The sequence below is a fragment of the Erythrobacter ramosus genome (genome assembly GCF_009828055.1).
Lineage (GTDB): Bacteria > Pseudomonadota > Alphaproteobacteria > Sphingomonadales > Sphingomonadaceae > Erythrobacter > Erythrobacter ramosus.
The window spans coordinates 686,238-711,959 of record NZ_WTYB01000002.1 but is presented as its reverse complement, the minus strand read 5'-3'; the positions used below and the strand labels follow the sequence as shown (position 1 = coordinate 711,959).

At 65.4% G+C, this 25,722-nt stretch carries 24 protein-coding genes and 1 tRNA gene; 10 read left to right on the top strand and 15 right to left on the bottom strand.

From position 1 onward, the window contains the following. The first annotated feature begins 31 nt into the window (after nt 1-31). Together GRI59_RS10030 and GRI59_RS10025 are read left to right on the top strand one after the other, a co-directional pair. Nucleotides 32-952 carry a hypothetical protein gene (locus GRI59_RS10030; protein WP_160761033.1) on the top strand — a complete coding sequence of 307 codons (921 nt, stop codon included), beginning with the start codon at nt 32-34 and terminating at the stop codon, nt 950-952. Continuing rightward, nucleotides 952-2,361, top strand: coding sequence for a sensor histidine kinase (locus tag GRI59_RS10025; RefSeq protein WP_237440768.1), 1,410 nt, complete (start codon nt 952-954; stop codon nt 2,359-2,361). Before GRI59_RS10030 ends, GRI59_RS10025 begins: the two co-directional genes overlap by 1 nt. A gap of 35 nt (nt 2,362-2,396) precedes the next feature. Here the strand turns inward: GRI59_RS10025 and GRI59_RS10020 are convergent, their stop codons facing one another. The 3 genes from GRI59_RS10020 to gltX are packed head-to-tail and all read right to left on the bottom strand — an operon-like array spanning nt 2,397 to nt 5,373. Continuing rightward, nucleotides 2,397-2,591, bottom strand: coding sequence for a hypothetical protein (locus GRI59_RS10020; RefSeq protein ID WP_160761032.1), 195 nt, complete (start codon nt 2,589-2,591; stop codon nt 2,397-2,399). Nucleotides 2,592-2,606: 15 nt separating this feature from the next. After that, the gene (locus GRI59_RS10015) at nt 2,607-3,893 is read right to left on the bottom strand and encodes a citrate synthase (protein WP_160761031.1); all 1,287 of its coding nucleotides are present in this window, start codon (nt 3,891-3,893) and stop codon (nt 2,607-2,609) included. 43 nt (nt 3,894-3,936) lie between these two features. Continuing rightward, the gene (gene gltX, locus GRI59_RS10010) at nt 3,937-5,373 is read right to left on the bottom strand and encodes a glutamate--tRNA ligase (protein WP_160761030.1); all 1,437 of its coding nucleotides are present in this window, start codon (nt 5,371-5,373) and stop codon (nt 3,937-3,939) included. Nucleotides 5,374-5,536: 163 nt separating this feature from the next. On the opposite strand from gltX, the gene GRI59_RS10005 reads away from it, so the two are divergent. Beyond that, nucleotides 5,537-7,813, top strand: a complete 2,277-nt coding sequence (locus GRI59_RS10005; protein ID WP_237440767.1) for a ComEC/Rec2 family competence protein — start codon at nt 5,537-5,539, stop codon at nt 7,811-7,813. An 87-nt stretch (nt 7,814-7,900) separates the two neighbouring features. Here the strand turns inward: GRI59_RS10005 and lexA are convergent, their stop codons facing one another. From lexA to GRI59_RS09960, 9 genes are all read right to left on the bottom strand, one after another. Further along, nucleotides 7,901-8,593, bottom strand: coding sequence for a transcriptional repressor LexA (lexA, locus tag GRI59_RS10000; RefSeq protein ID WP_160761029.1), 693 nt, complete (start codon nt 8,591-8,593; stop codon nt 7,901-7,903). Nucleotides 8,594-8,794: 201 nt separating this feature from the next. Beyond that, nucleotides 8,795-9,976 (bottom strand): molybdopterin molybdotransferase MoeA, encoded by a 1,182-nt coding sequence (locus tag GRI59_RS09995; RefSeq protein ID WP_160761028.1) that lies wholly within the window; start codon nt 9,974-9,976, stop codon nt 8,795-8,797. Further along, a complete protein-coding gene (moaC, locus tag GRI59_RS09990) occupies nt 9,973-10,458 on the bottom strand; it encodes a cyclic pyranopterin monophosphate synthase MoaC (protein ID WP_160761027.1) in 486 nt (161 codons plus the stop codon). The genes GRI59_RS09995 and moaC overlap by 4 nt, the downstream gene beginning before the upstream one ends. Before the next feature lie 177 nt (nt 10,459-10,635). Further along, a complete protein-coding gene (trpC, locus tag GRI59_RS09985) occupies nt 10,636-11,430 on the bottom strand; it encodes an indole-3-glycerol phosphate synthase TrpC (RefSeq protein WP_160761026.1) in 795 nt (264 codons plus the stop codon). Nucleotides 11,431-11,536: 106 nt separating this feature from the next. Then, nucleotides 11,537-12,529 carry an anthranilate phosphoribosyltransferase gene (gene trpD, locus GRI59_RS09980; RefSeq protein WP_160761025.1) on the bottom strand — a complete coding sequence of 331 codons (993 nt, stop codon included), beginning with the start codon at nt 12,527-12,529 and terminating at the stop codon, nt 11,537-11,539. Further along, complete coding sequence (locus GRI59_RS09975; RefSeq protein WP_160761024.1) at nt 12,526-13,137, bottom strand: anthranilate synthase component II; 612 nt, start codon at nt 13,135-13,137, stop codon at nt 12,526-12,528. The genes trpD and GRI59_RS09975 overlap by 4 nt, the downstream gene beginning before the upstream one ends. Continuing rightward, nucleotides 13,134-13,802 carry a phosphodiester glycosidase family protein gene (locus GRI59_RS09970; RefSeq protein WP_337190257.1) on the bottom strand — a complete coding sequence of 223 codons (669 nt, stop codon included), beginning with the start codon at nt 13,800-13,802 and terminating at the stop codon, nt 13,134-13,136. Before GRI59_RS09970 ends, GRI59_RS09975 begins: the two co-directional genes overlap by 4 nt. Before the next feature lie 170 nt (nt 13,803-13,972). After that, nucleotides 13,973-15,463 (bottom strand): anthranilate synthase component I family protein, encoded by a 1,491-nt coding sequence (locus GRI59_RS09965; protein WP_160761616.1) that lies wholly within the window; start codon nt 15,461-15,463, stop codon nt 13,973-13,975. Nucleotides 15,464-15,546: 83 nt separating this feature from the next. After that, nucleotides 15,547-17,478 carry a SurA N-terminal domain-containing protein gene (locus GRI59_RS09960; RefSeq protein ID WP_160761022.1) on the bottom strand — a complete coding sequence of 644 codons (1,932 nt, stop codon included), beginning with the start codon at nt 17,476-17,478 and terminating at the stop codon, nt 15,547-15,549. 244 nt (nt 17,479-17,722) lie between these two features. Here GRI59_RS09960 and tpiA point away from each other — a divergent pair, with 244 nt between their 5' ends. The 3 genes from tpiA to GRI59_RS09945 all read left to right on the top strand — a co-directional run bounded on the left by tpiA (nt 17,723) and on the right by GRI59_RS09945 (nt 20,773). Further along, on the top strand, nt 17,723-18,496 hold the full coding sequence (gene tpiA / locus GRI59_RS09955; RefSeq protein WP_160761021.1) for a triose-phosphate isomerase: 774 nt from the start codon (nt 17,723-17,725) through the stop codon (nt 18,494-18,496). Between the two features lie 122 nt (nt 18,497-18,618). Continuing rightward, on the top strand, nt 18,619-19,008 hold the full coding sequence (secG, locus tag GRI59_RS09950; protein ID WP_160761020.1) for a preprotein translocase subunit SecG: 390 nt from the start codon (nt 18,619-18,621) through the stop codon (nt 19,006-19,008). A 127-nt stretch (nt 19,009-19,135) separates the two neighbouring features. After that, entirely contained in the window at nt 19,136-20,773 is a 1,638-nt protein-coding gene (locus tag GRI59_RS09945) for a CTP synthase (protein WP_160761019.1), read from the top strand. 430 nt (nt 20,774-21,203) lie between these two features. Here the strand turns inward: GRI59_RS09945 and GRI59_RS09940 are convergent, their stop codons facing one another. Next, on the bottom strand, nt 21,204-21,683 hold the full coding sequence (locus tag GRI59_RS09940; RefSeq protein WP_160761018.1) for an Hsp20 family protein: 480 nt from the start codon (nt 21,681-21,683) through the stop codon (nt 21,204-21,206). A 164-nt stretch (nt 21,684-21,847) separates the two neighbouring features. Between GRI59_RS09940 and grxC the strand changes: the two genes are divergently transcribed. The 4 genes from grxC to GRI59_RS09920 all read left to right on the top strand — a co-directional run bounded on the left by grxC (nt 21,848) and on the right by GRI59_RS09920 (nt 23,511). Beyond that, entirely contained in the window at nt 21,848-22,111 is a 264-nt protein-coding gene (gene grxC / locus GRI59_RS09935) for a glutaredoxin 3 (RefSeq protein WP_160761017.1), read from the top strand. After that, nucleotides 22,111-22,932, top strand: coding sequence for a carbon-nitrogen hydrolase family protein (locus tag GRI59_RS09930; RefSeq protein WP_160761016.1), 822 nt, complete (start codon nt 22,111-22,113; stop codon nt 22,930-22,932). The genes grxC and GRI59_RS09930 overlap by 1 nt, the downstream gene beginning before the upstream one ends. Before the next feature lie 6 nt (nt 22,933-22,938). After that, nucleotides 22,939-23,406 (top strand): DUF1178 family protein, encoded by a 468-nt coding sequence (locus tag GRI59_RS09925; protein WP_160761015.1) that lies wholly within the window; start codon nt 22,939-22,941, stop codon nt 23,404-23,406. Between the two features lie 28 nt (nt 23,407-23,434). Next, nucleotides 23,435-23,511: transfer RNA gene (locus GRI59_RS09920), tRNA-Arg, on the top strand. On the opposite strand, the gene GRI59_RS09915 is transcribed toward GRI59_RS09920, so the two are convergent. Next, nucleotides 23,512-24,717, bottom strand: a complete 1,206-nt coding sequence (locus tag GRI59_RS09915; protein WP_237440766.1) for an MFS transporter — start codon at nt 24,715-24,717, stop codon at nt 23,512-23,514. Beyond that, the gene (locus GRI59_RS09910; protein WP_160761013.1) at nt 24,714-25,631 is read right to left on the bottom strand and encodes a haloalkane dehalogenase; all 918 of its coding nucleotides are present in this window, start codon (nt 25,629-25,631) and stop codon (nt 24,714-24,716) included. Before GRI59_RS09910 ends, GRI59_RS09915 begins: the two co-directional genes overlap by 4 nt. Nucleotides 25,632-25,722: the final 91 nt, after the last annotated feature.

Here is a 25,722-nt window from a genome sequence, read left to right as displayed (position 1 = left end):
GCTATGGCCTGCAAGTATGGGCGAAAAGACGATGGACCTGGCCGCCGACGCTGATGTCGAGGCGATCCTCACGGATGAATTCGCGCGGGAAAGCCGCGCGCTGGCGGCGGTCGTCCCCGTTCTGCGCCATCTTCTGAGCAGCGATGCTGAAGCGCTGGTAAGCGAGGCGATCCTCGCCCGCGTCCGGGGCATGATCTTTGATCTCGCCGCGCAATTGCTGGCCGCGCTTGCGGGCCGCGATCCTGTCACCCGCGCGCACGCCTCCGCCGATCCCGCCGCGCTCGACCGGCTTGCCGCGGTCTTGATGGCGGACGAGGTCCTGCTCGCTTTCTGCCATGCGCTCGCGGCCGAGGGGCTGATTGCCGAACGCTTGCACCAACGCCACGCGATCGATCCGGTGCTGAGCCCGCTCTTGCAGGAGTTGATCGCCTCCGAAGACCCGGCCATCGCCAGCCTCGCCATGAGCACGCTCGCCGCGCAATCGCGGTTCGTCCAAGGCCAACGCCGCATGGAGCTGCCGTTGGGCGAATTGCCCGCCGAACTGTTCCACCGCTTGATCGGCAGGGCCCAGACCGAAGCGCAGGACGCCGCGGCGCTAGGGCGATTGCAGGCAGGTTATGACGAGGCGACCGGGCGGCTCGGCCTGCTCGCGCGGTTGGTCGCAGCGATGCGGCGCGGGGCGATGGCGGCGCTGGCGCTGGATCATGCCGGGCTGGCGCTGTTTGCGAGTGCGCTGTCGATCACCACACGCCAACTGCGCGGAGACGCGGTGCTCGCCTGCCACGAAGGGCAGGGCTTGCGGCTTGCCCTTATGCTGCGCGCGGGCGAACTGTCCCCCACCGCGATTGAGCGTCAGCTGTTGCTGGTCGAGCCTTCGGGCCGGTTGCCGCGCGGCTTTGGCGGGGTTTCGGCCGAACGGGCCGCCGCGCTGCTCGGCGGCGGCGGGCTGTGATGAACACGATGGACCGCACGGACGGCCTTCTGGGCGCCTATGGCCTCACCGATGCGCGTGACCGGCTGCTGAGCGCCGATGCGCCGCTCGCCGAATTGCAGGAGCGGTGCGGCGGCGATTTGCCCGGCACGCTGGCGATCCCCGAGCTTTTGGCGCTGGTGCAGCAAGCGCGGCGCATGGGACTCAGGATCGCGCGCGCCTTCAGCGCCTTTGACGGGGATGCCGAGATCTCCGGCTTCGCCCGCATCCATCCCCTGGCCGAGGATGATGGCGGCGGGTGCGAAGTGCTGGTCGAGAACTGGCAGCGCAGCCCGCTCACGCCCCCCAGCGCCCGCGACTTCGCAGAGAAAATCGACGCGATCGACCGCGCCACCGCCGAAGTTAGCGCCCGGCTCGATGCCCGCCAGCGCTTGCAGGTGTTGAGCGCCCGCGCAGCCGATGCCGCCGCGCTCCAGCTCGCTGCGCTGGCCGCGCCCGCCACGGTGTGGAGCGAGTTGGTCGAACTTACCGGCATCACCCACCACCAGCCCTTGCACTGGCGGCTGCTCGACGGGGCGACTTGCCGCTTTGCCGGGTCGCAGCGCCATTGGCGCGTGCGATTGATCCCGCTGGGGACGGATGTGCAGAACCCGGCGGGCTTCGAATTGCTGCTGATCGCCGAGGAGCCGCTCACCGCGCCGATCGAGCCCGATCCGGCCGAGGACGGCGCACCCGAAACCTCGCCCACACGGCTTGTCGGCACTGCGCTCACCCCGGTGTTGCGCCAGCCGGTCGCACGCATCATCGCCAATGCCGAGACGATCCGCGCTCGGCTCGCCGGGCCGTTGCGCGACGAATACAGCGAATATGCCGGCACCATCGCCAGCGCCGGGCAGCATCTTGCCGCGATGCTTGATGATCTCGCCGATCTTGAAGTGGTCGAGACCCCCGGCTTTGCCACGGCGAAAGAACCGGTCGATCTGGCTGATGCAGCCGTGCGGGCCGCAGGCATTCTCGGTGTGCGTGCGCGCAACCGCGACACCGTGCTGGTGACCGAGGGCGTGCATGGCGAGGCGGTTGCCACGGCCGAGTTCCGGCGGGTGCTCCAGATCCTCATCAACCTGATCGGCAATGCGATCGCCTATTCGCCCGCGGCGAGCACAGTCACGATCACGGCGCACGGAGCGAGTGAGGGCAGGGTGGCTGTCACCGTCGCCGATGAAGGCTCCGGCGTCACACCCGAACAGGCCGAGCGGATCTTCGACAAGGGCGAGCGTCTGGGCCGCGACAATGACGGCGGACGAGATAGGGGTTCAGGTCTCGGCCTCTATATCTCGCGCCGTCTGGCCGAGGCGATGGATGGCAGTCTGACAGTGGAGAGTGCGCAGGGTGGAGGAGCATTGTTCCGGCTCGAACTGCCGCGCGGCTGAGGTAGACCGCGTTTCGCCAATCCCACCTTAGAACGTCACCTGCGCTGACGGTAATGAACCAGGCCAAGCAGCGCGCCGCCAATTGCCGCCGTCGCAAGTCCGCGCAGCACCCAATTGTCTTGCCCGAGCATGAAGCTGTCCGCTGGCCACGCCAATAATCCGGCGCCCTGTAAGGCCCAGATGATGCCCATCGCGAACAGGAATATGCCTGCCGCGCGGAGCATCATCATAGGTATTTACTCGGCTTAGCGTTTATCGAGCGAGATGTAATCGCGCTCGGTCGGGCCGGTGTAGAGCTGGCGCGGACGCCCGATCTTCTGGCCGGGATCGCTGATCATTTCGTTCCACTGCGCCACCCAGCCGACGGTGCGGGCCAGCGCGAAGAGCGCGGTGAACATGGTGGTCGGGAAGCCGATCGCCGAAAGGATGATGCCCGAATAGAAGTCGACATTCGGGAACAACTTCTTCTCGATGAAGTAGGGATCGTTCAATGCGATCTCTTCCAGCCGCAGCGCGGTTTCGAACAGCGGATCAGTGACCTTCAGCGCTTCGAACACCTCACGTACGGTCTTTTGCATCACGGTCGCGCGCGGGTCGTAGTTCTTGTACACGCGGTGGCCGAAGCCCATCAGGCGGAACGGATCGTTCTTGTCCTTTGCCCGCTCGATGTAATGCGGGATCTTGTCGGGCGTGCCGATTTCCTTGAGCATGTTGAGCGCAGCTTCATTCGCGCCGCCATGCGCCGGGCCCCACAGACAGGCAATGCCGGCCGCGATGCAGGCAAACGGGTTCGCGCCCGAGGAACCGGCAAGACGCACAGTCGAGGTCGAAGCGTTCTGTTCGTGATCGGCGTGGAGGATGAAGATGCGGTCGAGCGCGCGCTCCACCACCGGGTTCACGATGTAGGGCTCAGCCGGCACGCCGAAGGTCATGCGCAGGAAGTTGCCGGTGTAGCTCAGCGAGTTGTCCGGATAGACGAAGGGCTGGCCGACCGAATACTTGTACGCCATCGCCGCAATGGTCGGCATCTTGGCGATCAGCCGGTGCGAGCTGATCGTGCGGTGGGTCGGATCGGAAATATCGGTGCTGTCGTGATAAAACGCCGACAGCGCGCCGACCACGCCGCACATGATCGCCATCGGGTGCGCATCGCGGCGGAAGCCGCGGTAGAAGGTCATCAGCTGCTCGTGCAGCATAGTGTGGCGGGTGATGGTGTAGCTGAAGTCGTCAAGCTCATCCTTGCTCGGCAACTCGCCATTGAGCAGCAGGTAGCTGACTTCCATGAAGCTCGAATGCTCGGCCAGTTGCCCGATCGGGTAGCCGCGGTGCAGCAGCACGCCTTCATCGCCATCGATATAGGTCAGCGCGCTTTCACAGCTGGCGGTCGAGGTGAAGCCCGGATCGAAGGTGAAGGCCCCGGTTTGTGCGTAGAGCTTGCGGATGTCGATCACATCCGGCCCGGTGCTGCCTTCGAGCACGGAATAGTCGAAGGTTTTGCCCCCGAGTTCGAGTTTCGCCAGCTTGTCTGCCACGATGTTTCTCCTGTCCAAGTTTTCTGCCCCCGCAGCGGCGCGGCTACGCAGCCTGTGCGTCGAGCCGAGCGAGAGCTTCGTCCCGGCCCAAGAGGACCAGTACGTCAAAGATACCGGGTGAAGTGGTCGTCCCGGTCAGCGCCGCTCGCATCGGCTGCGCCAGCTTGCCAAGTCCCAATCCCTGCTCCTCGGCGAGCGCCTTCGTAGTGGCTTCGAGCGCCTCGCTTGTCCAGTCGTTTTGCGCAGCCAAATGGTCGTGAATCTTGCGTAGGATCGCGGGCGCATCGCCTTCGAGCAAAGCAGCGGCCTTCTCGGTCATGGCGAGCGGACGCTTGGCGAACAGAAATGTTGCGCCTTCAACCACTTCATTGAGGTTCTTTGCGCGCACTTTGAGCACTGGCATGGCGCGGGCGAGCAGGTCTTCGTCGGCCGTCTCGCCAATCCGCGCGGCAACCAATGCGGCAAGGCGCGCATCCTCGGCCTCGCGCAGGTAATGGCCGTTCAGGTTTTCGAGCTTCTTCATGTCGAAGCGCGACGGGCTCTTGCCAACGCCGGCCAGGTCGAACAGTTCGACGGCCTCATCGCGGGTGATTTCCTCGCGGTCGCCGTGGCCCCAGCCAAGCCGCAGCAGGTAATTGAACAGCGCTTCGGGCAGGATGCCGAATTCGTCGCGATAGGCCTCAACGCCAAGCGCACCGTGGCGCTTGGACAGCTTTGCCCCGTCCGATCCGTGGATCAGCGGAATGTGAGCATAGACCGGATCGGGCCAATTGCTCTCGATCGCGTTCATCGCGCGGTTGATCGGTAGCTGGCGGAAGGCATTGTTGAGGTGATCATCGCCGCGGATGACGTGGGTCACGCCCATGTCGTGATCGTCGACCACCACCGCGAGCATATAGGTCGGCGTCCCGTCCGCGCGCAGGATGATGTAATCGTCGATTTCCTCGTTCCTCACCGTCACCGCGCCTTGCACCTGGTCGTGGATGGTGACGTCGCCCTCGGTCGGGGTCTTGAGACGGATCGTGAAGGGCGCGCCCTCCGGCGCCTCCGAAGGGTCGCGGTCGCGCCAACGCCCGTCATAACGCAGGGGTTGCTTGTTCATGCGCTGGTCGTTGCGCATCGCTTCAAGCTCTTCGGGGGTGGCGAAGCACTTGTAAGCGTGGCCTGCTTTCAGCAATTGCCACGCGACTTCGGCATGGCGCTCGGCCCGGTCTGACTGGAACACCGGCGGCGCATCGTAATCGAGCCCGAGCCAATCGAGCCCTTCGATGATCGCGTCAATCGCCACCTGGGTGGAACGCTTGGCGTCGGTATCCTCGATCCGTAGCAGCGTGCGGCCGCCGTGGTGGCGGGCATAGAGCCAGTTGAACAGCGCGGTGCGCGCGCCGCCGATGTGCAGGAACCCGGTGGGCGAGGGGGCGAAGCGGGTCACGACTTCGCCCGGCGCGCTTGCGAGGGGGGTGCTGCTTTCGCTTGCCATTGGCTTCGACTTCCTGTTCAATTTGAACGGCTTGGGCGCATGCCGGGCCTGTCGGGGGGACAAGCCGATGCGCGATGTGCCGATCATTCCGATGGGGGAGAACCCGGGCGGCCTGAGTAGCCCCGGAGAACCGACGCCGCGCCCTTGGCAAACCATGCGCCGAATGTCCAGCACCCGAGGCCTCGGCGGGCGGCTACTGGACAGGGCCGAGCGCTTTTTGGGCGAGGCCGGTTTCGACCGCGCGCCGTGGCTGGCGGTGGTGTTCGCGCTCGGGATTATCACATGGTTTGTGCTGCCTCAGGGGTGGCACTGGATCGCGGCGATGGCGGGCGGCGTCGGGATCGCGCTGGGCGCGCTGACGGTATGGCCGACCGGGAGTGGCGCTGATGAGGCCCGCGCTAATCTGCGCCTCGCGCTGGTCGTGTGCGGGCTGGTGTTCGCAGGCGGGATTGCGACCGTGTGGGCCCGCTCGGCGATTGTAGGGGCGCCGCCGATCCTCGCTCCGGTTGTCACCTTGCTCGAAGGCCATGTGCTGGCGCGCGAGGATCAGCCAGCCGATGACAGGTTGCGGTTGACCTTGGCGGTGCGGCTGCCAGTGGAAGGCGCTGAGACCGGAGCGGCGCGCAAGGTCAGAGTCAACGTGCCGCTGGCAGCCCTTGGCGAGGCCGGGGTGCCCGCTGGCCTCACCGAGGGCGCGGTGGTGCGCCTGCGCGCCCGGTTGATGCCGCCAGCGAGCCCGATGCTGCCCGGGAGCTATGACTTTGCGCGAGCGGCGTGGTTCAAGGGCTTGGCGGCGACCGGCACTATGGTTGGCCCGTTGACGCTGATTCGACCCGCGCCTGAAGACGGCGGGATAGCCAATGTGCAGCGGTGGCTTTCGACCTATGTCCGCGCGCGGGTTGAGGGTTCGCCGGGGGCCATCGCAGCGGCCTTTGCCAGCGGTGACCGCGGGGGGATCGCCGAGGCTGACGAGGTAGCGATGCGCGATTCGGGCCTCACCCACCTGCTGTCGATCAGCGGGCTGCACGTCAGCGCGGTGATCGCGGCGGCCTATTTCGCCGCGCTACGCCTGCTGGCGCTGTGGCCGGCGCTGGCCTTGCGGGTGCGGCTGCCGGTAGTCGCGGCGGGGGTCGGCGCGCTGGCCGGGATCGGTTATACGCTGCTGACCGGCGCGGAGGTGCCCACGGTGCGCAGCTGCATTGCCGCGCTGCTGGTGCTGGGTGCGCTGGCGCTGGGCAGGGAGGCACTCTCGCTGCGGATGGTGGCGGTGGGGGCGGGCTTCGTGCTGCTGCTCTGGCCCGAGAGCGCGATTGGCCCGAGCTTCCAGATGAGCTTTGCCGCAGTGCTGGCGATCATCGCCCTGTCGAACAGCGCGCCGGTCCGCGCCTTTCTTGCCCCACGCGAGGAGGCTTGGTTTGTGCGGCTAGGGCGTCAAGTTGTGATGCTGTTCGTGACCGGGGTGGTGATCGAATTGGCACTGATGCCGATCGTGCTGTTCCATTTCCATCGGGCCGGATTGTACGGCGCGGTCGCCAATGTGGTTGCGATTCCGTTGGTCACCTTCGTCTCCATGCCGTTGATTGCGCTGGGTTTGTTATTCGATCTGATCGGCTTGGGCGGCCCGGCGTGGTGGCTGGTCGGGCGCTCGCTCGCGCTGTTGCTCGCCATTGCCCATGTTACGGCGGGGCAGGCGGGGGCGGTCACGCTGATGCCGCAGATCAGCGGCTTTGCGGTCGGATTGTTTGCGGCGGGCGGGCTATGGCTCGGGCTCTGGAGCGGGTCGGTTCGGCTTGCGGGGTTGGTCCCAGTAATGCTGGCGAGCGTGCTGGTGGCGCTGACCCCGATCCCCGATCTATTGGTGGCAGGTGACGGGCAGCAGGTGGGCATCACTGTCCCCGGTCCTGATGGATCGCCGCAGCTGCTGTCTTTGCACGACAGCCGTTCGTCCTACACCCTCGACAATCTGATGGAGCTTGCCGGCGTTGCGGCTGAGCCTTTGCCGCTGGCGGACTGGGAGGGCGCGCGTTGCACTTCGGCGTTCTGCACGCTGATCTTGGACCGCGGCGGGCGGGACTGGGTGCTCTTGCTGGGGCGCGGGCGTGAGCAGGTCGAGGAGCGCGCCTTGGCCGCGGCCTGCGCCGAGGCGGATGTGGTTATATCGGAGCGGTTTCTCCCCCGCTCCTGCCGTCCGCGCTGGCTCAAGGCGGATCGGCGCTATCTGCGGCGGAGCGGGGGACTGTCGATCAATCTCGCCAGTCAGACCGTGACGACGGTCGCGGCGGGGCAAGGTTCGCATGGCTGGTGGCGGATTAAGGAAGATCGCCCCCGCCGCGCCCTCCCGGCAGCCGCAACGAGTCCGGACCCAGGCGGGCCTAACGTGGGCCAAACGCAGCCTGACGGGGGGCTGGAACCAGCAAGGCCGCCTCAAGGGATCCCGTGACGCGGCCTTACATTTCTCTAAGCGTTTGCAATCGCGGGGTAATCACGACCGAAAACACGCTCTGCATCCGCAAACAGCGCCAGCGCCTCAGTGATAGCGCCGCAGCAAACCTGCCAGCTTGCCCTGCACTTCGACTTCGTCAGGGCGGTAGAATTGCGGATCATAGGCCGCATTGGCCGGATCAAGCCGCACCTGACTCCCTTCGCGCCGCAAGTACTTGAGCGTCGCTTCCTCGCCGCGCACCAGCGCAACCACGATCTCCCCGTCACGTGCGGTGTTTGTCCGCCGCACCAGCGCGAAATCGCCATCGAAGATTCCGGCCTCGACCATCGAGTCGCCCGACACTTCGAGCGCATAGTGCTCACCCGGCCCAAGCAGTGCAGCCGGTACCGGCAAGGTGGTCTGGCCTTCCAGCGCCTCTATCGGGGCGCCAGCCGCGATCCGGCCATGCAGCGGGAGTTCGATCACATCGTTCGCGGCGACCGCTTCCGCAACGCGCGGGGCGGGCGGAACCATTGGCACCACGTTGTCACCCGCGGACACAGCGGCACGGGTAGGAGTCGCATCTTCAGGCTGGCGGATCACTTCCAGCGCACGCGCCCGGTTGGGCAGGCGGCGCAGGAAGCCGCGTTCTTCCAGTGCGGAAATCAGCCGGTGCACGCCCGACTTGCTCTTCAGTTCGAGCGCTTCCTTCATTTCCTCGAAACTCGGCGAGATCCCGGTCTCCTCCAGCCGCTGCTGGATGAAACGGATCAACTCGTGCTGCTTGGCCGTCAGCATGGATCAAATCTCCCTTGGTCGCATTCACGCCCGACCCATCGGCCAAGCGCCAGTCCCACTTGTGCTCCAAGAGGCACCCGCGCCGGTCAGCGCGTGGTGCGTTGCATGCACGTTCGATCCGCCATTAAGGTGAACGAACAAGGAACAATTAGGCAACTCAATGTCAGGTGTCAAGCGCGCCTTGCGCCAAATCCGCGCATTTCAGCCATTTTGGAGCTTGAACACCGGAACGGGCTCGCCTGCGTGCAGGGCAGGAGAATGCGCTGGGCGGTCAATCAAGCAATCGGCCTCGGCCAATGCGGACAGTGCGGAGGAATCCTGCGATCCGGCCAGTCGCACATGGTCGCCATTACGCACCGCGCGCAGGAACTCGCGCCTAGGACCGACCGCAGGCAGATCCTCGCCCGCGCGCAGCGTCTCAGGCTTGGGCAGCGGATCGGGATCGCCCTGGCTCGCGCGGATCAGCGGCAGGGCAAACAGGAGCGCGGTGACGAAGCTCGACACCGGATTGCCCGGAAGCCCCAGCACCACTTGCGAGCCGCGCGTGGCGACCAGCAGCGGCTTGCCCGGCTTGATCGCGATCTTCCAGAACGCGATCTGCGCGCCCCAATCGGTCAGTGCAGGCTTAATGAGGTCATGATCGCCGACCGACGCGCCGCCCGAGGTGATGAGGATGTCGGACGCTTCGGCCTGTGCCAGCGCCGCGGCGAGCGCCGCGCGGTCATCGGGGACGGGACCGATCCGGACGACCTCGCAGCCCAATGGCGCGATCAGGGCCGCGATCATCGCGGCATTGCTGGCGGGGATCTGGTGGGGGAGGCAGTGGGCCGGGTCGCTCGCCAGCTCGTCCCCGCTGTCCATCACTGCGACGCGGACGGGGCGGGTGACCGTGACTTGCCCATGCCCAGCGGCCAGCGCCAGCGCCATCCGGCCCGCGGTGATGCGGGTGCCACGGGTCAGGAGCAGGTCGCCGCTGCGAAAGTCGAACCCGGCCAGGCGGATGTGGCGGCCGGGCGGAGGCAGTTCGGTGGCGGTGACGGTGCTTTCGTCTCGCACCGCGTCTTCCTGAAGCAACACCCGGTCCGCGCCTTGGGGCACGATCGCACCGGTTGAGATCCGCACGCATTCGCCTGGGGTAAGCGTGCCGGGGAAGGGTGCACCGGCACGGCTCTCCCCGACAAGCGTCCACGGACCTTCATCGGGGGTGAGCGCATAGCCGTCCATCGCCGACAGGTCGGCAGCAGGCTGGGTGCGGGCCGCGCGGATATCCTCGGCGATGATGCGGCCAAGCGCCGCCTCGGTTGGGATCGACTCCAGCGGCAGCAGCGGGGCCAGCGCCAGCAGACGGGCTTGCGCTTGTTCGAGGCCCAGCAGGTCGGTCAAAGTGGCGCGTTCCAGTCGCCCGACTTGCCACCGGACTTGGCGATCAGGCGGATGTCGGAGATGACCATGCCCTTGTCGATGGCCTTGGCCATGTCATAGATTGTGAGGAGTGCTACAGAAGTCGCTGTCATCGCTTCCATTTCTACGCCGGTACGCCCGGTCAGCGAGGCGGTGGCGGTGGCGCGGATGGCGCCTTCCTCATATTCGAAGTCCACGCTTACCGCTTCAAGCCCGAGCGGGTGGCACAGGGGGATGAGATCGCCAGTGCGCTTGGCTGCCATGATCCCGGCGATGCGTGCGGTGCCGAGCACATCGCCCTTGGGCGCGTTGCCCGCCCGGATCGCGGCAAGCGCCTGCTCGGACATGGTGATCCGGCCCGACGCCACAGCCCGCCGCGCGGTGGCGGGCTTGCCGCCGACATCGACCATGCGGGCCGCGCCGTCTTCGCTAAGGTGAGTGAGTCGCGCACCGCTATCGTTCATCTTGAAGCCCCACAAGCTTGCCGAACCACCGTGTTGGAGACACGTGAGACACCGTCCAGAAGCGAAAAACCCGGCCAGGCGCAGGCACGGTCGTGGACTTGGCTAAGGGGTTGGGGCGGGTGTGTCATGGCTGAAGCCTTGCCCGATTTTCACCAAGTAGGACAGTCAGCGCTTTGATCAGGCCAGCCCGCTCAGCAGCGCGGTGGTGGCACTCGCAATATCGTCAGCGCGCATCAGGCTTTCGCCGACCAAGAAGGTGCGCACGCCTGCGGCTTCCAGCCGGGCGATGTCGGCATGGGTGTTGATCCCGCTTTCGCCCACCAGCAGCGTGCCTTCCGGCGCGAGCGGGGCGAGGCGTTCGGTGACGGCGAGGCTGGTGGTGAAAGTCTTGAGGTCGCGGTTGTTGACCCCGATCAGGCGCGATTTGAGCACACGCGCGGCGCGCTCCAGCTCGGCCTCGTCATGGACTTCGACCAGCACGTCCATGCCGTGATCGCGCGCCGCACTCTCGATTTCGGCCATAACGCTGTCCTCCAGCGCGGCGACGATGATCAGGATCGCGTCGGCCCCGATGCTTCGGGCTTCAAGACATTGCCACGGGTCGACCATGAAATCCTTGCGCAGCACCGGCAGTGCGCAGGCGGCGCGGGCGGCGATGAGGTAATCCTCGTGCCCCTGGAAATAGGGCGCGTCGGTCAGCACCGATAGGCACGCTGCACCCCCTGCTTCATAGGCGGCGGCGTGGGCGGCGGGGTGGAAATCGGCGCGGATCAGGCCTTTGGACGGGCTCGCCTTTTTGATCTCGGCGATCAGGGCGTAGCCATCGGCAGCGCGCGCGCGCAGGGCAGCCTCGAACCCGCGCGGGGCCGTCTGCGCGGCGGCAGCGGCTTCGAGCGCGGCGAGGGTCGCCTGCGGCTTGCGGGCCGCGACTTCCTCGCGCTTGGTGGCGCAGATTTCTTCGAGCTTGTTCACCTAAAAAACTACCGTTCGTGCTGAGCCTGTCGAAGCACCGTTTTTCTTCGAGCGGCAGATAAGAGGAAGTACGGCCCTTCGACAAGCTCAGGGCGAACGGGTGGGGTTACTTTGCCATTTCGATCCAGCGTTCGAGCAGCCCCATCGCCGCGCCCGAATTCAGCGCCTCGCCCGCCATTGCTGCGCGTTCCGTCCAGTCGTTCCCGCGGCCCGCGACCGTCAGCGCACCGGCTGCATTGAGCAGCACAGCATCGCGATAGGGGCCGGGGGTGCCCATCAGCAACGCCTTCAATGCCGCCGCATTGTGCTTCGCATCATCACCGCGGATCGCTTCGATCGGGGCGTGCGGCAATCCGGCGATGCTCGCATCCAAGCGCTCCATCGTAAAGGCGTTGCCGGTGACCACTGCCACCTCGTTGCCGCCCGCGAGGCTCAATTCGTCGAGGCCTTCGTCGCCCGAGACAATCAGCGACTTGCCGGTGCCGAGCCGCGCCATCGCGCCGGCATAGATCGGGACATAGGCGGGTCGAGCAATGCCGATCAGCTGGCTTGTCACCTTCGCGGGATTCGACAGCGGGCCCATCAGGTTGAAGATCGTGCGCTTGCCGATTTTCAGGCGGATGGGCTGGATGCGCGCCATCGCGGGGTGATGGTTCTTGGCAAACAGGAAGCAGATGCCGATTTCGGCGAGGGTGCGTTCCGCCGTCCGCCCAGCGGCGTCCATGTCGAGGCCGAGCGCTTCCAGCGTATCCGCCGCGCCCGCTTTCGACGACGCCGCACGGTTGCCGTGCTTGGCGACCGGCACACCGCAGGCGGCAACCACGAGGCTGACGGCGGTCGAGACGTTCAAGGTGTGATGCCCGTCGCCCCCCGTCCCGCAGACGTCGATTGCGTCTTCGGGGGCGTTGATCGGGATCAGGCGTGCCCGGAGCGCCCGCGCTGCGCCCGCGATTTCGTCCGCCGTCTCCCCGCGCGCCGACAGGGCGACGAGGAAGGCTTCGATCTCGCTTTCGGACGGTGCGCCATCCAACAGCACGCCGAAGGCGGCTTCGGCCTCGGCCTCGCTGAGCGGTGCGTTGACATCGGGGAGGGTGTTCATGCCGTCAGCCTTGCAGGCATCACCGGCTCCAGACCGCACAGCCGCACGAAATTCGCCAGCAGCGCGTGGCCATGTTCGGTGGCGATGCTTTCGGGGTGGAATTGCACCGAGTGGATCGGGAGGCTTTCGTGGCGGAAGCCCATCACGCTCGGGTGATCGGAGCCGGGCGTTTCCGCGTGAGCATTGGCGATCAACTCGGGCGGCACATTCACCACCTCAAGGCTGTGGTACCGGGTCGCGATGAACGGCGAAGGCAGGCCGGCAAACACGCCCGTCCCGTCATGCGTGACCGGTGAGGTCTTGCCATGCATCAACCCGCCGCGCTGCACGGTGCCGCCGAAATGCTGGCCGATTGCTTGATGGCCGAGACACACCCCCATCAGCGGCTTGCCCGCATCGGCACAGGCCGCGACCAGATCGAGGCTGATGCCCGCCTCGGTCGGCGTGCAGGGACCGGGCGAGATCAGGAAGCCTGCCGCATTGGTGCGCAAGGCATCTCCGGCCGTCATTGCGTCGTTGCGTTCCACGCGCACCTCGGCCCCCAGCTCCATCAGGTAATGGACGAGGTTGAAGGTAAAGCTGTCGTAATTGTCGATAACGAGAATCATTCTGCGGCTGCCTTCTCGCGCTTGGTCACCACGATGATTGGCCCCACGCGGCCCTTATCCTGCCGCCCGCTCGCCGGGTCCCACAGGCTCGACACCTGCCCGTCGAGGTAGAGCGCGGTCGACACCTTCAGCTCATCGCGGAAGAAGCGCGCCAATTGCCCGAAGCTGACCGGCGCGTCGGAAATCACGAAATGCGCTTTGCCCGAAGCATCGACGCCAACGCCGTTGCGGATCGCCTTTGACGGGCCGTCGGCCTGAATCTCCGGGTGGAGCTTACCATCAATCAACAGCAGCGGGCCGGATTGCGTGCCGAAATTCGGCCGGTCGCCCACCGTCTCGAAGAAGGTGTTGCTCCCCAGCACCCGCCATGTGTTGCCGGTGCCGAAGAACACCCCGTTGGGCTTCATGTAGAAATTGCCGTCGCCGTTTGCGCGGTTGAGCTCGCCCAGCCGCTCGCCGTTCTGGACGTAGTAGCCGATGGGTTTGAGGTCATCGCCGTACATCCCGCCATTGACGGCGAAGGCGATACGTTCGGGATCGACGCTCCCCGCGAAGGCAGAGAGCGAACCGAAGGGCTGCTTGTCTGCGCTCAGGTTCGCCATGGTGATCGCGTGCGTGGCGGGATCGGCAATGCAATGGGTGAGCGCGACGGTTTCAAAAGTCACGCTGCGGCAAGCGGACGGTCCGGCAGCCACGCTAGGCGTGGGGGAGGGCGAAGTGCCTCGCTTGACCGGCGACCCATCAAGGTTGACGGTGACCACCGCATCACCCGCCGGCGCCTCGGAACAAGCGGAGAGGGCGAGGATCAGACCGGCGGTAAGCAGAGATGCGCGCGTCACTGGCCATACCCCGGCTCGCCCGCGACCCGCACAGCCTCACGCGCGGCGGCGATCAGCGCGCCGGACTTGGCGCGGCATTCGGCGAGTTCGTAATCGGGATCGGAATCGGCGACGATGCCCGCGCCCGCCTGCACATGCATCACCCCGTCCTTCACCACGGCGGTGCGAAGCACGATGCAGCTATCAAGGCTGCCATCCGGGGCGAAATAGCCCACGCCGCCCGCATAGGCTCCGCGCGTTTCGGGCTCGAGTTCAGCGATGATTTCGCAGGCGCGGATCTTGGGCGCGCCTGATACGGTGCCTGCCGGGAAGCCTGCAAACAGCGCGTCGAGTGCGTCTTTGTCGGGCGCGAGATTGCCGATGACATTGCTGACGATGTGCATGACGTGGCTGTAACGCTCGATCGTGAAGCTGTCGGTGACCTCCACCGTTCCCGCCGCCGCGACCCGGCCGACATCATTGCGCCCGAGATCGAGAAGCATCAGATGCTCGGCCCGCTCCTTGGGATCGGCGAGCAGGCTGGCTTCGTTGGCGAGGTCTTCCTCACGCGTCGCGCCGCGAGGGCGGGTGCCGGCAATCGGGCGGATGGTAACTTCGTTCTCGCCCTTGTCGTTCGGACGCACCCGGACGAGGATTTCGGGGCTCGATCCCACCAGCGCGAAGCCCGGAAGGTCAAGGAAATAGAGGAACGGCGAGGGGTTCACCCGCCGAAGCGCGCGGTAGAGCGCCAAGGGGGGCAGAGTGAAGGGGCAGGTGAAGCGCTGGGCCAACACCACTTGGAAGATGTCGCCCGCGAGGATGTAGTCCTTCGCGCGCAGGGCCATCGCCTTGTAGTCGTCCGGCGCGATGACGGGGGCAAGATCGGGCAAGCTGTCTGGCACCGCATCGACAGGGGCCGCAGGCATGGCCTGACCGAGCTGGCTGAGGGTCGCGTCGATCCGCTCGCCCGCGCGTTCGACGGCGGCGGCGGGATCGCTCGCCTCCCAAATCGGGGCGATGGCGAACAGCGCGTTGGTCAGGCCGTCGAACACCAGAATGACCGTGGGCCGCACGAACAGCATGTCGGGCAGATCGAGCGAGCTGTCGGCGGCGCGGGGCAGGGTCTCGACCAGCCCGATGGTCTCGTAACCCAGATAGCCGACGAGGCACGCAAGCGCGGGCGGCAGGCCTTCAGGCATCGGGTCGATGCGGCAGGTGGCCGCCAGCGCGCGCAGTTCCGCCAGCGCACCGCCGGGGCAGGGGGAGAAGGCCTCGCGGTCAATGCGCCAGTCGGGGTTAATCTCGGCCGCGTTGCCTTTGGCCCGGAACACCAGATCAGGGTCGAGGCCCAGCAGGCTGTAACGCCCGCGCACTTCGCCGCCTTCGACCGATTCGAGCAGGAAATCGCCGCGCCCCGGCACGATCAGCCGCCGCGCTGCGCCCACGGGCGTGTCGCTGTCGGCAATGATCCGCCGCCACACCAGCGCCGCGCGGCCCTCGGCCAGCATGGCTGCGGCTACGGCGGCGTTTTCGGGCAGGCCTGTGGCAGCGCCGGAGAGGGGTGCAGTCACGAAGCCAGCCCGCCAGTCGCTTACTGTTCGCCCGAGAGCCGCTTGCGCACCGCCGCGATGGCGGGCTCGTTGCGGGTCACGCCCAGCGACTTGCGCATAGCAGCCGCCGCCTGCGCGCGATATTCATCGCTCAGCGCCGTGCCAAGCTGCTGGCGGGTCTGGGTGACGAGGTTGGGTTCCTGGTCGAGCGGCAGGGTGCTGATGTCCTCCAGCGCGACGACATACCAGCCGAGCCCGCGCGGGCCTTCGAGCGATTTCACCGTTCCTTCGGCCATGCTGAACAGCAGCACCAACGGCGGCGCAATCCGCTGGCGCTGGCTGGCGAGCAGTTCGCGGCGTTCCAGATTGATCGCTTCACGCTCGAAACCGGGCTTGTTTTCGGCGGCCATCGCAGCGGCCAGCGGGGTTCCGGCACGCACCTTGGCCATGATCCGGTCAGCCGCCTGCTTGGCGAGGACCGCACCCTGACTGCGCTTCCACCCGGCGATTGCGCCTTCACGCACTTCGGCGAGCGGCGCGGCGCGAGCTTCATCGACCCGGGCGACTTCGAAGATCACGAATTGTTCGGCTTCGATCTGCGCCAGCTGCGGCTCGCTCTCTTCCATCTGGAAGGCAGTGCTGAGCAGCGGTGCGAGCTGCGGAACGATCTGCACCTGCGGCTGCCCGAAGGCGCGCCCATCCGCCAGCAGCGCCGGCGTGGTCTCGACCTTCAGCCCATAGGCCTTGGCCACTTCGGCCAGGGCCGTGCCGCCATCGATTTCGGCTTCGATTTCCGAGGTGAGATCGGCGATTGCGGCGGCGCGCTTTTCGGTGGTGAGCTGTTCGGTCAGTTCAGGCGTGACCTGCGCCAGCGTGCGGGCGGGCGCGCGTTGGATTGTGTCGACCCGCGCCACATACCAGCCGAGCGTCCCCTGTGCCGGATCGACAACGCCGCCCTCGCTTGCCTTGAAGGCGGCCTGAGCAAAGGCGAAGCTGGTGGCGCTTGCCATGGCTTCGCGGGTGCGCGCCGGTGAGCGTGAGGCGGTGAAGTTCGCCTCGCGCGCGACCGCCTCAAGCGAGGCTCCGGCGCGGATGCGGGCGGCGAGCGCCTTGGCCGCGTCCTCGGTAGGCACAACAAAGCTGGAGACGATGCGGCTCTCGCTCGCTTGATACTTGGCGGCATCGCGCTTGAACCGCTCGGCGATTTCGGCCTGGGTGGGCGCGGCGTTGACCTTGAGCGTGTCCGTACCCAACACCGCGAAACGCAGCGTGCGCCGCTCGGGGCGGATGAACTGGGCACGGTTGTCGTTATACCAGGCGGTCAGCTGGCTTTCGGACGGGTTTCCGGCGGGAGCGAACGCGGCGCTCGGAATCAGAGCGATCTCGCCCTTGCGCTTTTCCAGCACCAGCGCGGCATATTGTCGCGCGACCTTTTCAGGCAACTGCGGCGAGGCCACTGCCGAGCGCAGCAATTGCTGTTCGATCAGATCAATCGCGAGGTCACGGCGGAAGGTCGCGTCAGTAAGGCCGCGCTGGCCGATAGCGGCAAGATAGGCCTGCTGGTCGAACTGGCCGGTGAGACCCTGGAAGGCCTGAATCTGCAAAATCTCGCTGTTCACCAGGTTTTCGCCCGCGCGCAGGCCATAGTCCTTGCCATATTGGCCCACGGCGAAACGATCGATCATCTGCTTGACCACTTCGTCAAGCGAACCCTCAGCGATGAATTCGGGCATGGTCAGCGTCGGATTGCGCTGGCGAACCTGCGCCAGCGCGTTGTTCGCCGAGACGGTAAGATCGGAAATCGGAATCGCTTCACCGCCCACCACAGCCATGCGGTCGGTATTGGTCACGCCGCCGAAATTCGTGTTGCCGAGGTCCGACGCCACGAAGGCCAGCGCCATCAGGCCAAGGAACGCAAGAAAGATCGGCAGCCCGATCTTCGACTGGAAAAAGCGGCGGAAAAACGAAAACATGGCGTAATTGACCCATCCGAGGCTGGCTGATGGCAGGACGCGAGCGCCCTTAGCGCACACCGCGATCACTCGCGTTGCCCGGGCGCTTTAGAGGCCCTGCGACCGCACGGCAACAGGTGGCTGCGCGTTTTGACTAGTCCGACTTCCTCGGCTAGCGAACCGGGACCCGGGCCACTACAGCGAGCACAGAATCATAACCCGCCCAGGGCTATCCCTCTCAATTATATAAAGTGCAGGACAAGTCATGACCCGCCGACCCTATATCGTCGGAAACTGGAAGATGCACGGTACCCGCGCGATGCTGTCCGAAGCGCGCGCGATCGACCGTGCGGCTCAGCGTCACATGAAGGTCGAGGTGGCGCTTGCGCCGCCTTACACGCTGATCCATCCGATCCACCGCGAAGCCGAACAGATCGGCGTTGGCGCGCAGGACTGCCACCATATGGATGGCGGCGCGCATACGGGCGATATCTCGGCGGCGATGATCGCTGATGCGGGCGCGAAGTTCGTGATCCTCGGCCATTCCGAACGCCGCACCGAACATAGCGAAGGCGATGCCCGCGTGCGCGCCAAGGCTGAAGCCGCGCTGGCCGCGGGCCTGCGGATCATCATGTGCTGCGGCGAAAGCGCGGAGACGCGCGAATCGGGCAAGGCGGTCGCCTTCGTGAAGAGGCAGCTCAAGGCCTCACTCCCGCCAGCGGACCAACTGCCCGCCGACATAGGCGACAAGCTGACGGTCGCCTATGAGCCGATTTGGGCGATCGGCACCGGCAATGCCGCCACCACCGACGATATCGCCGAGATGCACGGCGCGATCCGCGCGCTTTTGGTCGAGCTGTTCGGCGAGGAGCATGGGCGCGACGTGCGCATTATCTATGGCGGCTCGGTTAAGCCCGAGAATGCCGCTGCGATCTTCGCTGTCCCCGATGTCGGCGGCGCGTTGGTGGGCGGGGCGAGCCTGACGGCGGATAGCTTCATGGGCATAGCCCTTGCCGCAAGCGAGCCGTTCGAGAACTGAGCGCGCCAATGCTGTGACGGGCGTGAAGGCGGTGCGGGCTTGCCGCGCAGGCCTTGCGCCCCTACATGGCGCGCAAGCAATGCAACCGGGCGGTCAATCGCCCTCGGCCACGAGAATCGTTCATGTCCCTGTTCATCTTCCTCACCGTGATCCAGGCCCTCGTGGCCGCCGCGCTGGTCGGCGTCGTGCTGATGCAGCGCTCCGAAGGCGGCGGGCTCGGTATCGGCTCCAGCCCCGGCGGGGCATTTGGCGCGCGCGGTGCGGCGGATTTCCTGACCCGGTCGACCAAGTGGCTGGCAGTGGCCTTCGTGACGCTCTCGATCGTTCTGGCAGCGCTCGCCGTGCGTGAAAGCCGCGTCGGCGGGGTGACGAGCACGCTCGACCGCAATGCACCGGGTGCAGCGGCTCCGGCAGTGCCTGACCTGTTGGCCGATCCTGCTCCGGCTCCGGCCCCGAACGAAGCGGCGCCCGCGCCCGCTGCACCGGCACCTGCGGCTCCGGCCGGCCAGTAATCGTCCGCAAGGGGCGGCGCGCTGCTGCCCCGCGGCCATAAAATCTACGTGACTGTGGATGGCGCGCATCCTGTGCGGCGCAATTCGCTTGCTCCGAATCCCTCCTGTTGCTTAAGGCCCAAATCCCATGGCGCGGTACATTTTCATAACCGGCGGCGTGGTCTCCTCGCTCGGCAAAGGTCTCATGGCAGCCTCACTGGCGGCCCTCCTGCAGGCGCGCGGCTTCAAGGTCCGCATCCGTAAATTTGATCCCTATCTCAATGTCGATCCGGGCACGATGAGCCCGTACCAACACGGTGAGGTCTATGTGACCGATGACGGGGCCGAGACCGATCTCGACCTAGGGCATTACGAACGCTTCACCGGGGTCTCCGCGCGGCAAAGCGACAATATCACCTCTGGCCGGGTTTACCGCGACATTATCGCGCGCGAACGGCGCGGCGACTATCTTGGCGCGACGGTGCAGGTGATCCCGCACGTCACTGACGAGATCAAAGCCTTCGCGCTCGCCGATCAGGACGATCACGATTTCATCCTGTGCGAGATTGGTGGCACGGTGGGCGACATCGAATCGCTGCCCTTCATGGAAGCGATCCGCCAGCTCCGGAACGAGTTGGAACCGCTCCAGACCCTTTCGGTTCACGTGACGCTGGTGCCCTATATCAAGGCCGCGGGCGAGCTGAAGACCAAGCCGACCCAGCACTCCGTGCGTGAGTTGGCGAGCCTGGGGATCAAGCCCGACATTCTGCTGTGCCGCGCCGAGCATCCGATCCCGGAAAGCGACCGCCGCAAGATCGCGCAGTTCTGCAACGTGCGCACCGAAGCGGTGATCCAGGCGCTTGATGCGCCTTCGATCTATGCGGTGCCGCAGCAATATCACGCCGAAGGTCTCGACGCCGAGGTGCTCCGCGCATTCGGTATCACCGATGCCCCCGCGCCCGACCTTTCGGCGTGGGAGGATGTGACCGACCGCCAGTTCAACCCCGAAGGCGAAGTGACCATCGCTGTGGTCGGCAAATATGTCGGTCTTCAGGACGCCTATAAAAGCCTCAACGAAGCGCTGGTGCATGGTGGTCTGGCCAACCGGGTCAAGGTCAACATCCGGTGGATCGACGCCGAAATCTTCGAAGGCGACGACGAATCGCAGATCATCGCCGCTTTGGAGCCGATGCACGGCATTCTCGTCCCCGGCGGCTTTGGTGAGCGTGGCAGCGAAGGCAAGATCGCCAGCGTCCGCTTTGCGCGGGAACGCAACGTGCCGTTCTTTGGCATCTGCCTCGGCATGCAGATGGCCTGCATCGAAGGTGCGCGTGCGGCCGGTTTTGCTGATGCCTCGTCGACCGAGTTCGGTCCGACTGATAGCCCGGTGGTCGGCATCATCACCGAGTGGATGAGCAAGGAAGGCCTCCAAAGCCGCGCCGAAGGCGGCGATCTGGGCGGCACCATGCGTCTGGGCGCCTACCCGGCCAAGCTCAGCCCTAACAGCCACACCTCGCAGATCTATGGCGGGGCCGAGGTCATCTCCGAACGCCATCGCCATCGGTATGAGGTCAACAGCGCCTTCATCGAGCCGCTGGAAAAGCAGGGCCTGATCTTTGCTGGCATGTCGCCTGACGGGTTGCTGCCCGAAATTGTCGAGCGGCCCGACCATCCGTGGTTCGTGGGCGTGCAGTTCCACCCGGAGTTGAAATCGCGGCCATTTGATCCGCACCCGCTGTTCGCCGGGTTTATCGCAGCTGCGCTGGAACAGTCACGACTCGTTTAAATCGAGGTCCTGTCACTTTTCTTAGCCCGCAATTCGGGCCGTTAGCTACGTCATTTGAACCCTTCCGCGCAGTGTAAACCGGCGTTTAGCAAGTCTTTGCAATCCTTTGTTTCGCAAGCCGGACTTTCTGTGTCGTTTCCTTACATGGTTTGCAGATAGGCCTTGCGTGTTGTTGCCTTTACGCATTAGACGGAGCCCGGATTTAACGGTTTTCTAGGGACGATTGCGCTGGGTCAAACGAATTGCTGCTGTACAACTGTACAGTGATTCGACCCCGCTTAGACGGGTCTCTATGAAACAGGCTTGTCTGGTCTTGTCCGTCTTCTGCGACCCGGACGGATAGGTTCAGATGAGGCGGCGCAAGCCGCGGGGGGCGGATCGCAAGATTCGCCCCCTTTAATTTACATTATCGGCTTGAACCGGGCGTGCTTCAGGCAGCGCTGGCCGTATCGTCACCTTCGTTGGTCGGGACGGCGGTGAGCGTCGTGGTGCCACCAATCGCGATCTTGCGGGGCTTCATCGCATCGGGCACTTCGCGCACCAGATCGATGATCAGCAAGCCGTCGGCCAGATCAGCACGTTCGACCCGGACGAAATCGGCCAGTTCGAAGCGCCGCTCGAAACCGCGGTTGGCGATTCCGACATGGATCAGCTCCGAGCCATCCTCAGCCTCGTCGCGCTTACGGCCTTGCACCACCAGCAGGTTCTGCTGGGCGGTGATGTCGATATCTTGCGGGCGGAAACCAGCCACCGCGAGGGTGATGCGGTAATTGTCCTCGCCCCGGCGCGAGATGTTGAAGGGGGGGTAATTGTCGCCAGCATTCAGGCGCGCCTGATTTTCGAGCAGGTCGAACAGACGATCAAAGCCCACGGTGGAGCGGCGGTAGGGGGTGAAATCGAAACGGGACATAGTTGCAAATCCTCTTGGCTGAGCAATTTGGTTCGGATGCGGGCCTGCCGGATGCAGCACCCGCCTTGTCGCCGTTGCCGTTTCCCAAGACTGGCGAAACGCGGCGACACCGCCTATCTGGTTTATCCACCCGTGCTTTCAAGAGCATTTGGCAAGAGGGACCTATGGCTAGCCCGCAGATCGATATCTACACCAAGTTCGCCTGCCCCTTCTGCGTGCGGGCCAAACGGCTGCTGACGCAAAAGGGCGCCGAATTCACCGAACATGACATCACCATGGGTGGAGCACGACGCGACGAGATGCTCGCCCGCGCACCCAACGCGATGACAGTGCCACAAATCTTCATCGGCGATGTGCACGTTGGCGGGTCGGACGATCTCGCCGCGCTGGAAGCTGCGGGCAAGCTTGATGCGTTGCTGGCGGGCTGATGCCGAAGATCGCGGTCTTGCAGATGTGCTCGGGGACTGATCCGGGCCGCAATTTCGATTGCATCCGCGATGCCGCTTATGCTGCTCGCGAGGGCGGGGCGGCGATGCTCTTTACTCCGGAAATGTCGCTGTTGCTTGACCGCAACCGTTCTCGGGCGGCAGAGCATATCGTGTCCCAGGACCAGTCGCCTTTTGTGCCCTTCCTGGCCGATCTGGCGCGCGATACGGGGCTGACTATCGCGCTTGGTTCCATGGCTGTGGCTGTGCCGGGCGGCAAGAACGCCAACCGCTCAATGCTATTCGCCCCCGCCGCCGCGCAGCCGGTGACCTATGACAAGATCCATATGTTCGATGTCGAACTGGCGACGGGTGAGACTTGGCGGGAAAGCAATGCCTATGAACCGGGGCGCGAGGTTGTGACCGTCGAAAACACGCCCGTCGGTCGGCTTGGCCTGACGATCTGCTACGATCTGCGCTTTCCCGCACTCTTCGGCGAGCTCGGCAACCGGCGCTGCGATGCGATTGCCGTGCCAGCCGCCTTCACTAAACCCACCGGCGCCGCCCATTGGCACGTGATGCTGCGCGCCCGTGCGATCGAGGCGAGCGCCTTCGTGATTGCAGCTGCACAGGTCGGTAGCCATGAGGACGGGCGTGAGACCTATGGCCACAGCCTCGTCGTCGATCCGTGGGGTGAGGTTTTGCTCGATATGGGCGGCGATGCGCCCAGCTTGGCGTTCTGTGACATTGACCTTGCCCGCATCGCCGAAGTTCGGGCGCAGGTGCCCGCTCTTGCCAACCGCCGCCAAATTGCCACATCGTGATTTGCGATGATCGTTTTCGACCTCTCCTGCCATGAAGGCCACCGCTTCGAGGGCTGGTTTTCCTCCTCGACCGATTATGCGGATCAGCAGGAGCGCGGATTGCTCGCCTGCCCGTCCTGCGGCTCGGCCGAGGTGAGCAAGGCTCCGATGGCCCCAGCCGTGCCGGCCAAGGGCAACACCCGGCAGGAAGTCCTCCCGCCCGAGGCACCGCGGCAGGTTGCCAACACGCCGATGCCGCCCGAGGTGCAAAAGGCGCTTGCCGCGCTCGCAAAAGCGCAGGCTGCGGCGCTGAAGAACAGCACATGGGTTGGCGACAAGTTCGCCGAGGAAACCCGCAAGATGCATTATGGCGAGCGTGACGAAGCTCCGATCCACGGGCAGGCGAGCCTCGCCGAGGCCAAGGCGCTGATTGACGAAGGCGTGCCGGTCGCTCCGCTGCCGTTCCCCGTGGCGCCGCCCGAAAAGTTGAATTGAAACGCGCGGCTGCTATGAAGCGCCTCGGGACCCCGTAGCTCAGCCGGATAGAGCATCAGATTCCTAATCTGGGGGCCGCGCGTTCGAATCGCGCCGGGGTCACCACTATGCTTGCAGCCGCTGCCAGCGCCGCTCGGCGTGGAGGGCCAACCCCAGCACCCCGCTCGACATGGCGAGCATCAGCGCGCAGGTGCCGCCCCAGCCACCAAAATCATACACCGCCGTGCCCAGCGCGCTGCCGATCGCGCCGCCGACAAACATCGTCACGATATAGGACGTGGTCAGCCGCGTGCGGATTTCCGGGGCGAGGGTGAACAGGGTCATCCGACCGGTCACATCAATGGTCGGCCCGACCATGTTGACCACCAGCAGTGGCACCAGCACGCCCCAGATGCTGAAGCCCAGCGGATAGAACAGCGCGATGCCGAAAATCTGCACCGCCGCCGCCGTCAGTCGGGCCTTGCGCGGGCCGACTTTATCGGCCCAGCGCCCCAGCCGAGGCGTGGTGAACACGCTGATCGCCGCAACGCCCGCAAGATAGCCGACATCATCCGTGCCGTAGCCCATGGCGGGGCTGGTGAGGTGCAGCGCTAGTGCCAGCCAACTGGCGGTGAAGATCGCAAAGTTCAGCCCCTGGATCGCGGCTGAAATCCGCATGTCGGGGTGCTTGGCCGCCAGCGTGAAGACTGAAGCGATCAGCGCGCCGTAACGGGCCTGCGATTGCTTGGGCGCGGCAGGCTCGCTGCGCATGGCGATAGGCAGAAAGGCCGTCACTGCAGCCATCAACCCGAAGGCCCCGACGTAGACCGTATGCCAGTCGGCATGCTCGGCAATGATCCCCGCACCGACCCGCGCGACGAGAATGCCGAAGATCACCGCCGCGGTGAGTTGCGCGGTGACCTGTCCCAGCCGCTCGGGCGCGACGCGTTTCGAAGCGAAGGCGGGGATCAAATAGGGCGCGATGGTGACGAAGCCGAGCAGAGTGGAAGCGGCGGTGAACAGCACCAGATCCTGTGCCAGCACCATGCCGCCAAGGCACACAGTTTGCGCGGCGACGAACACGATGCACAGCCGCCGGTTCGAATAGAAGTCGCCCAGCGGCAGCAGCAGCAGAATGCCCAGCGCCAGCGCCAACTGGTTGAGCGCCGGCACCAACCCGATCTCCGCCTCGCCAACACCGAAAGCGCGGGCGACTTCGCCGATGATCGGGTGGATGTAATAGGCGTTCGCTGTCACCACCGCGATGGTGAGCGCCAGCGCCCGTTCCTGCGTGCGGGTGAGATAGGCAGGAACGGGCGCGGTCTGGGTCAAGCGAGGAACCCTGCCTGCCGTGCCATGTCGATCACGCCTTGGGAAAGCTCGGCCGGGCGGTCTTCCTGACTGAAGTGGCCGCATTTGGGCAGCATTGCATGGGGCTGGCCCTCGGCGCCCTTAATGCGTTTGGAAAGCAGCGGGCCTGCTTGGCCGAGCACTGGGTCATCCTCCCCGAACAGGGTCAGGAACGGCTTGTCGAAGGCGGCGAGCCCATCCCACGCGGCGATGTTGTCAGCGACCCCGTCCTTGTCATCCTCGACCGGGACCAGCTGCGGGAAGGCGCGCGCACCGGCCTTGCTGGGTTCATCAGGGAAGGGGGCGTCATAGGCGGCAATCTCGACAGCACTGAGTTCGCTCTGGCAGCCGCGGTCCATGATCCCGCCGATCTTGAAGTCGGGCGACGAACGGGCAAATTCGCGCCACGCAAGAAAGCCCGGTGAGGCTTTGCCGCCACCAGTGGGCAGGAAGGTGTTGCTGGCGACGACAAGGGCAAAGCGCTCCGGCTCCTGCCCGACGATGCGCAGGCCCAGCAGCCCGCCCCAGTCCTGACAGAACAGCCCGGCGACTTCCGGTACCACGGCATCGCGCCACTGCTTGAGCCAATCGACATGGCGGGCATAGGTGTAGAAGGCCTGATCGTCCGGCTTGTCGCTCTTGCCGAAGCCAATGAGGTCGGGCGCCAGGCAGCGGAACCCTGCTTGCACGAGCAGCGGGATCATCTTGCGGTAGAGGTAGGACCAGCTTGGCTCGCCATGAAACAGGATCAGGGGAGGGGCATCCTTCGGCCCTTCATCGAGATAGTGCATTTGCGCTGACAGCCCTTGGCCAAGGTCGATCGTCAGCCAGTTTTCGGCAAAAGGATAATCGGGCAAAGCGGCAAAGCGCGCCGGATCGTGAGCGATGATTTGCATGGCGGTTCCTCCCATCACCATGGTGAGTAGCAGATCGAAACGGGATTGCTATGCCCGCCGTCTTGCCCAAAAGCACCCAAATTGATGAGGT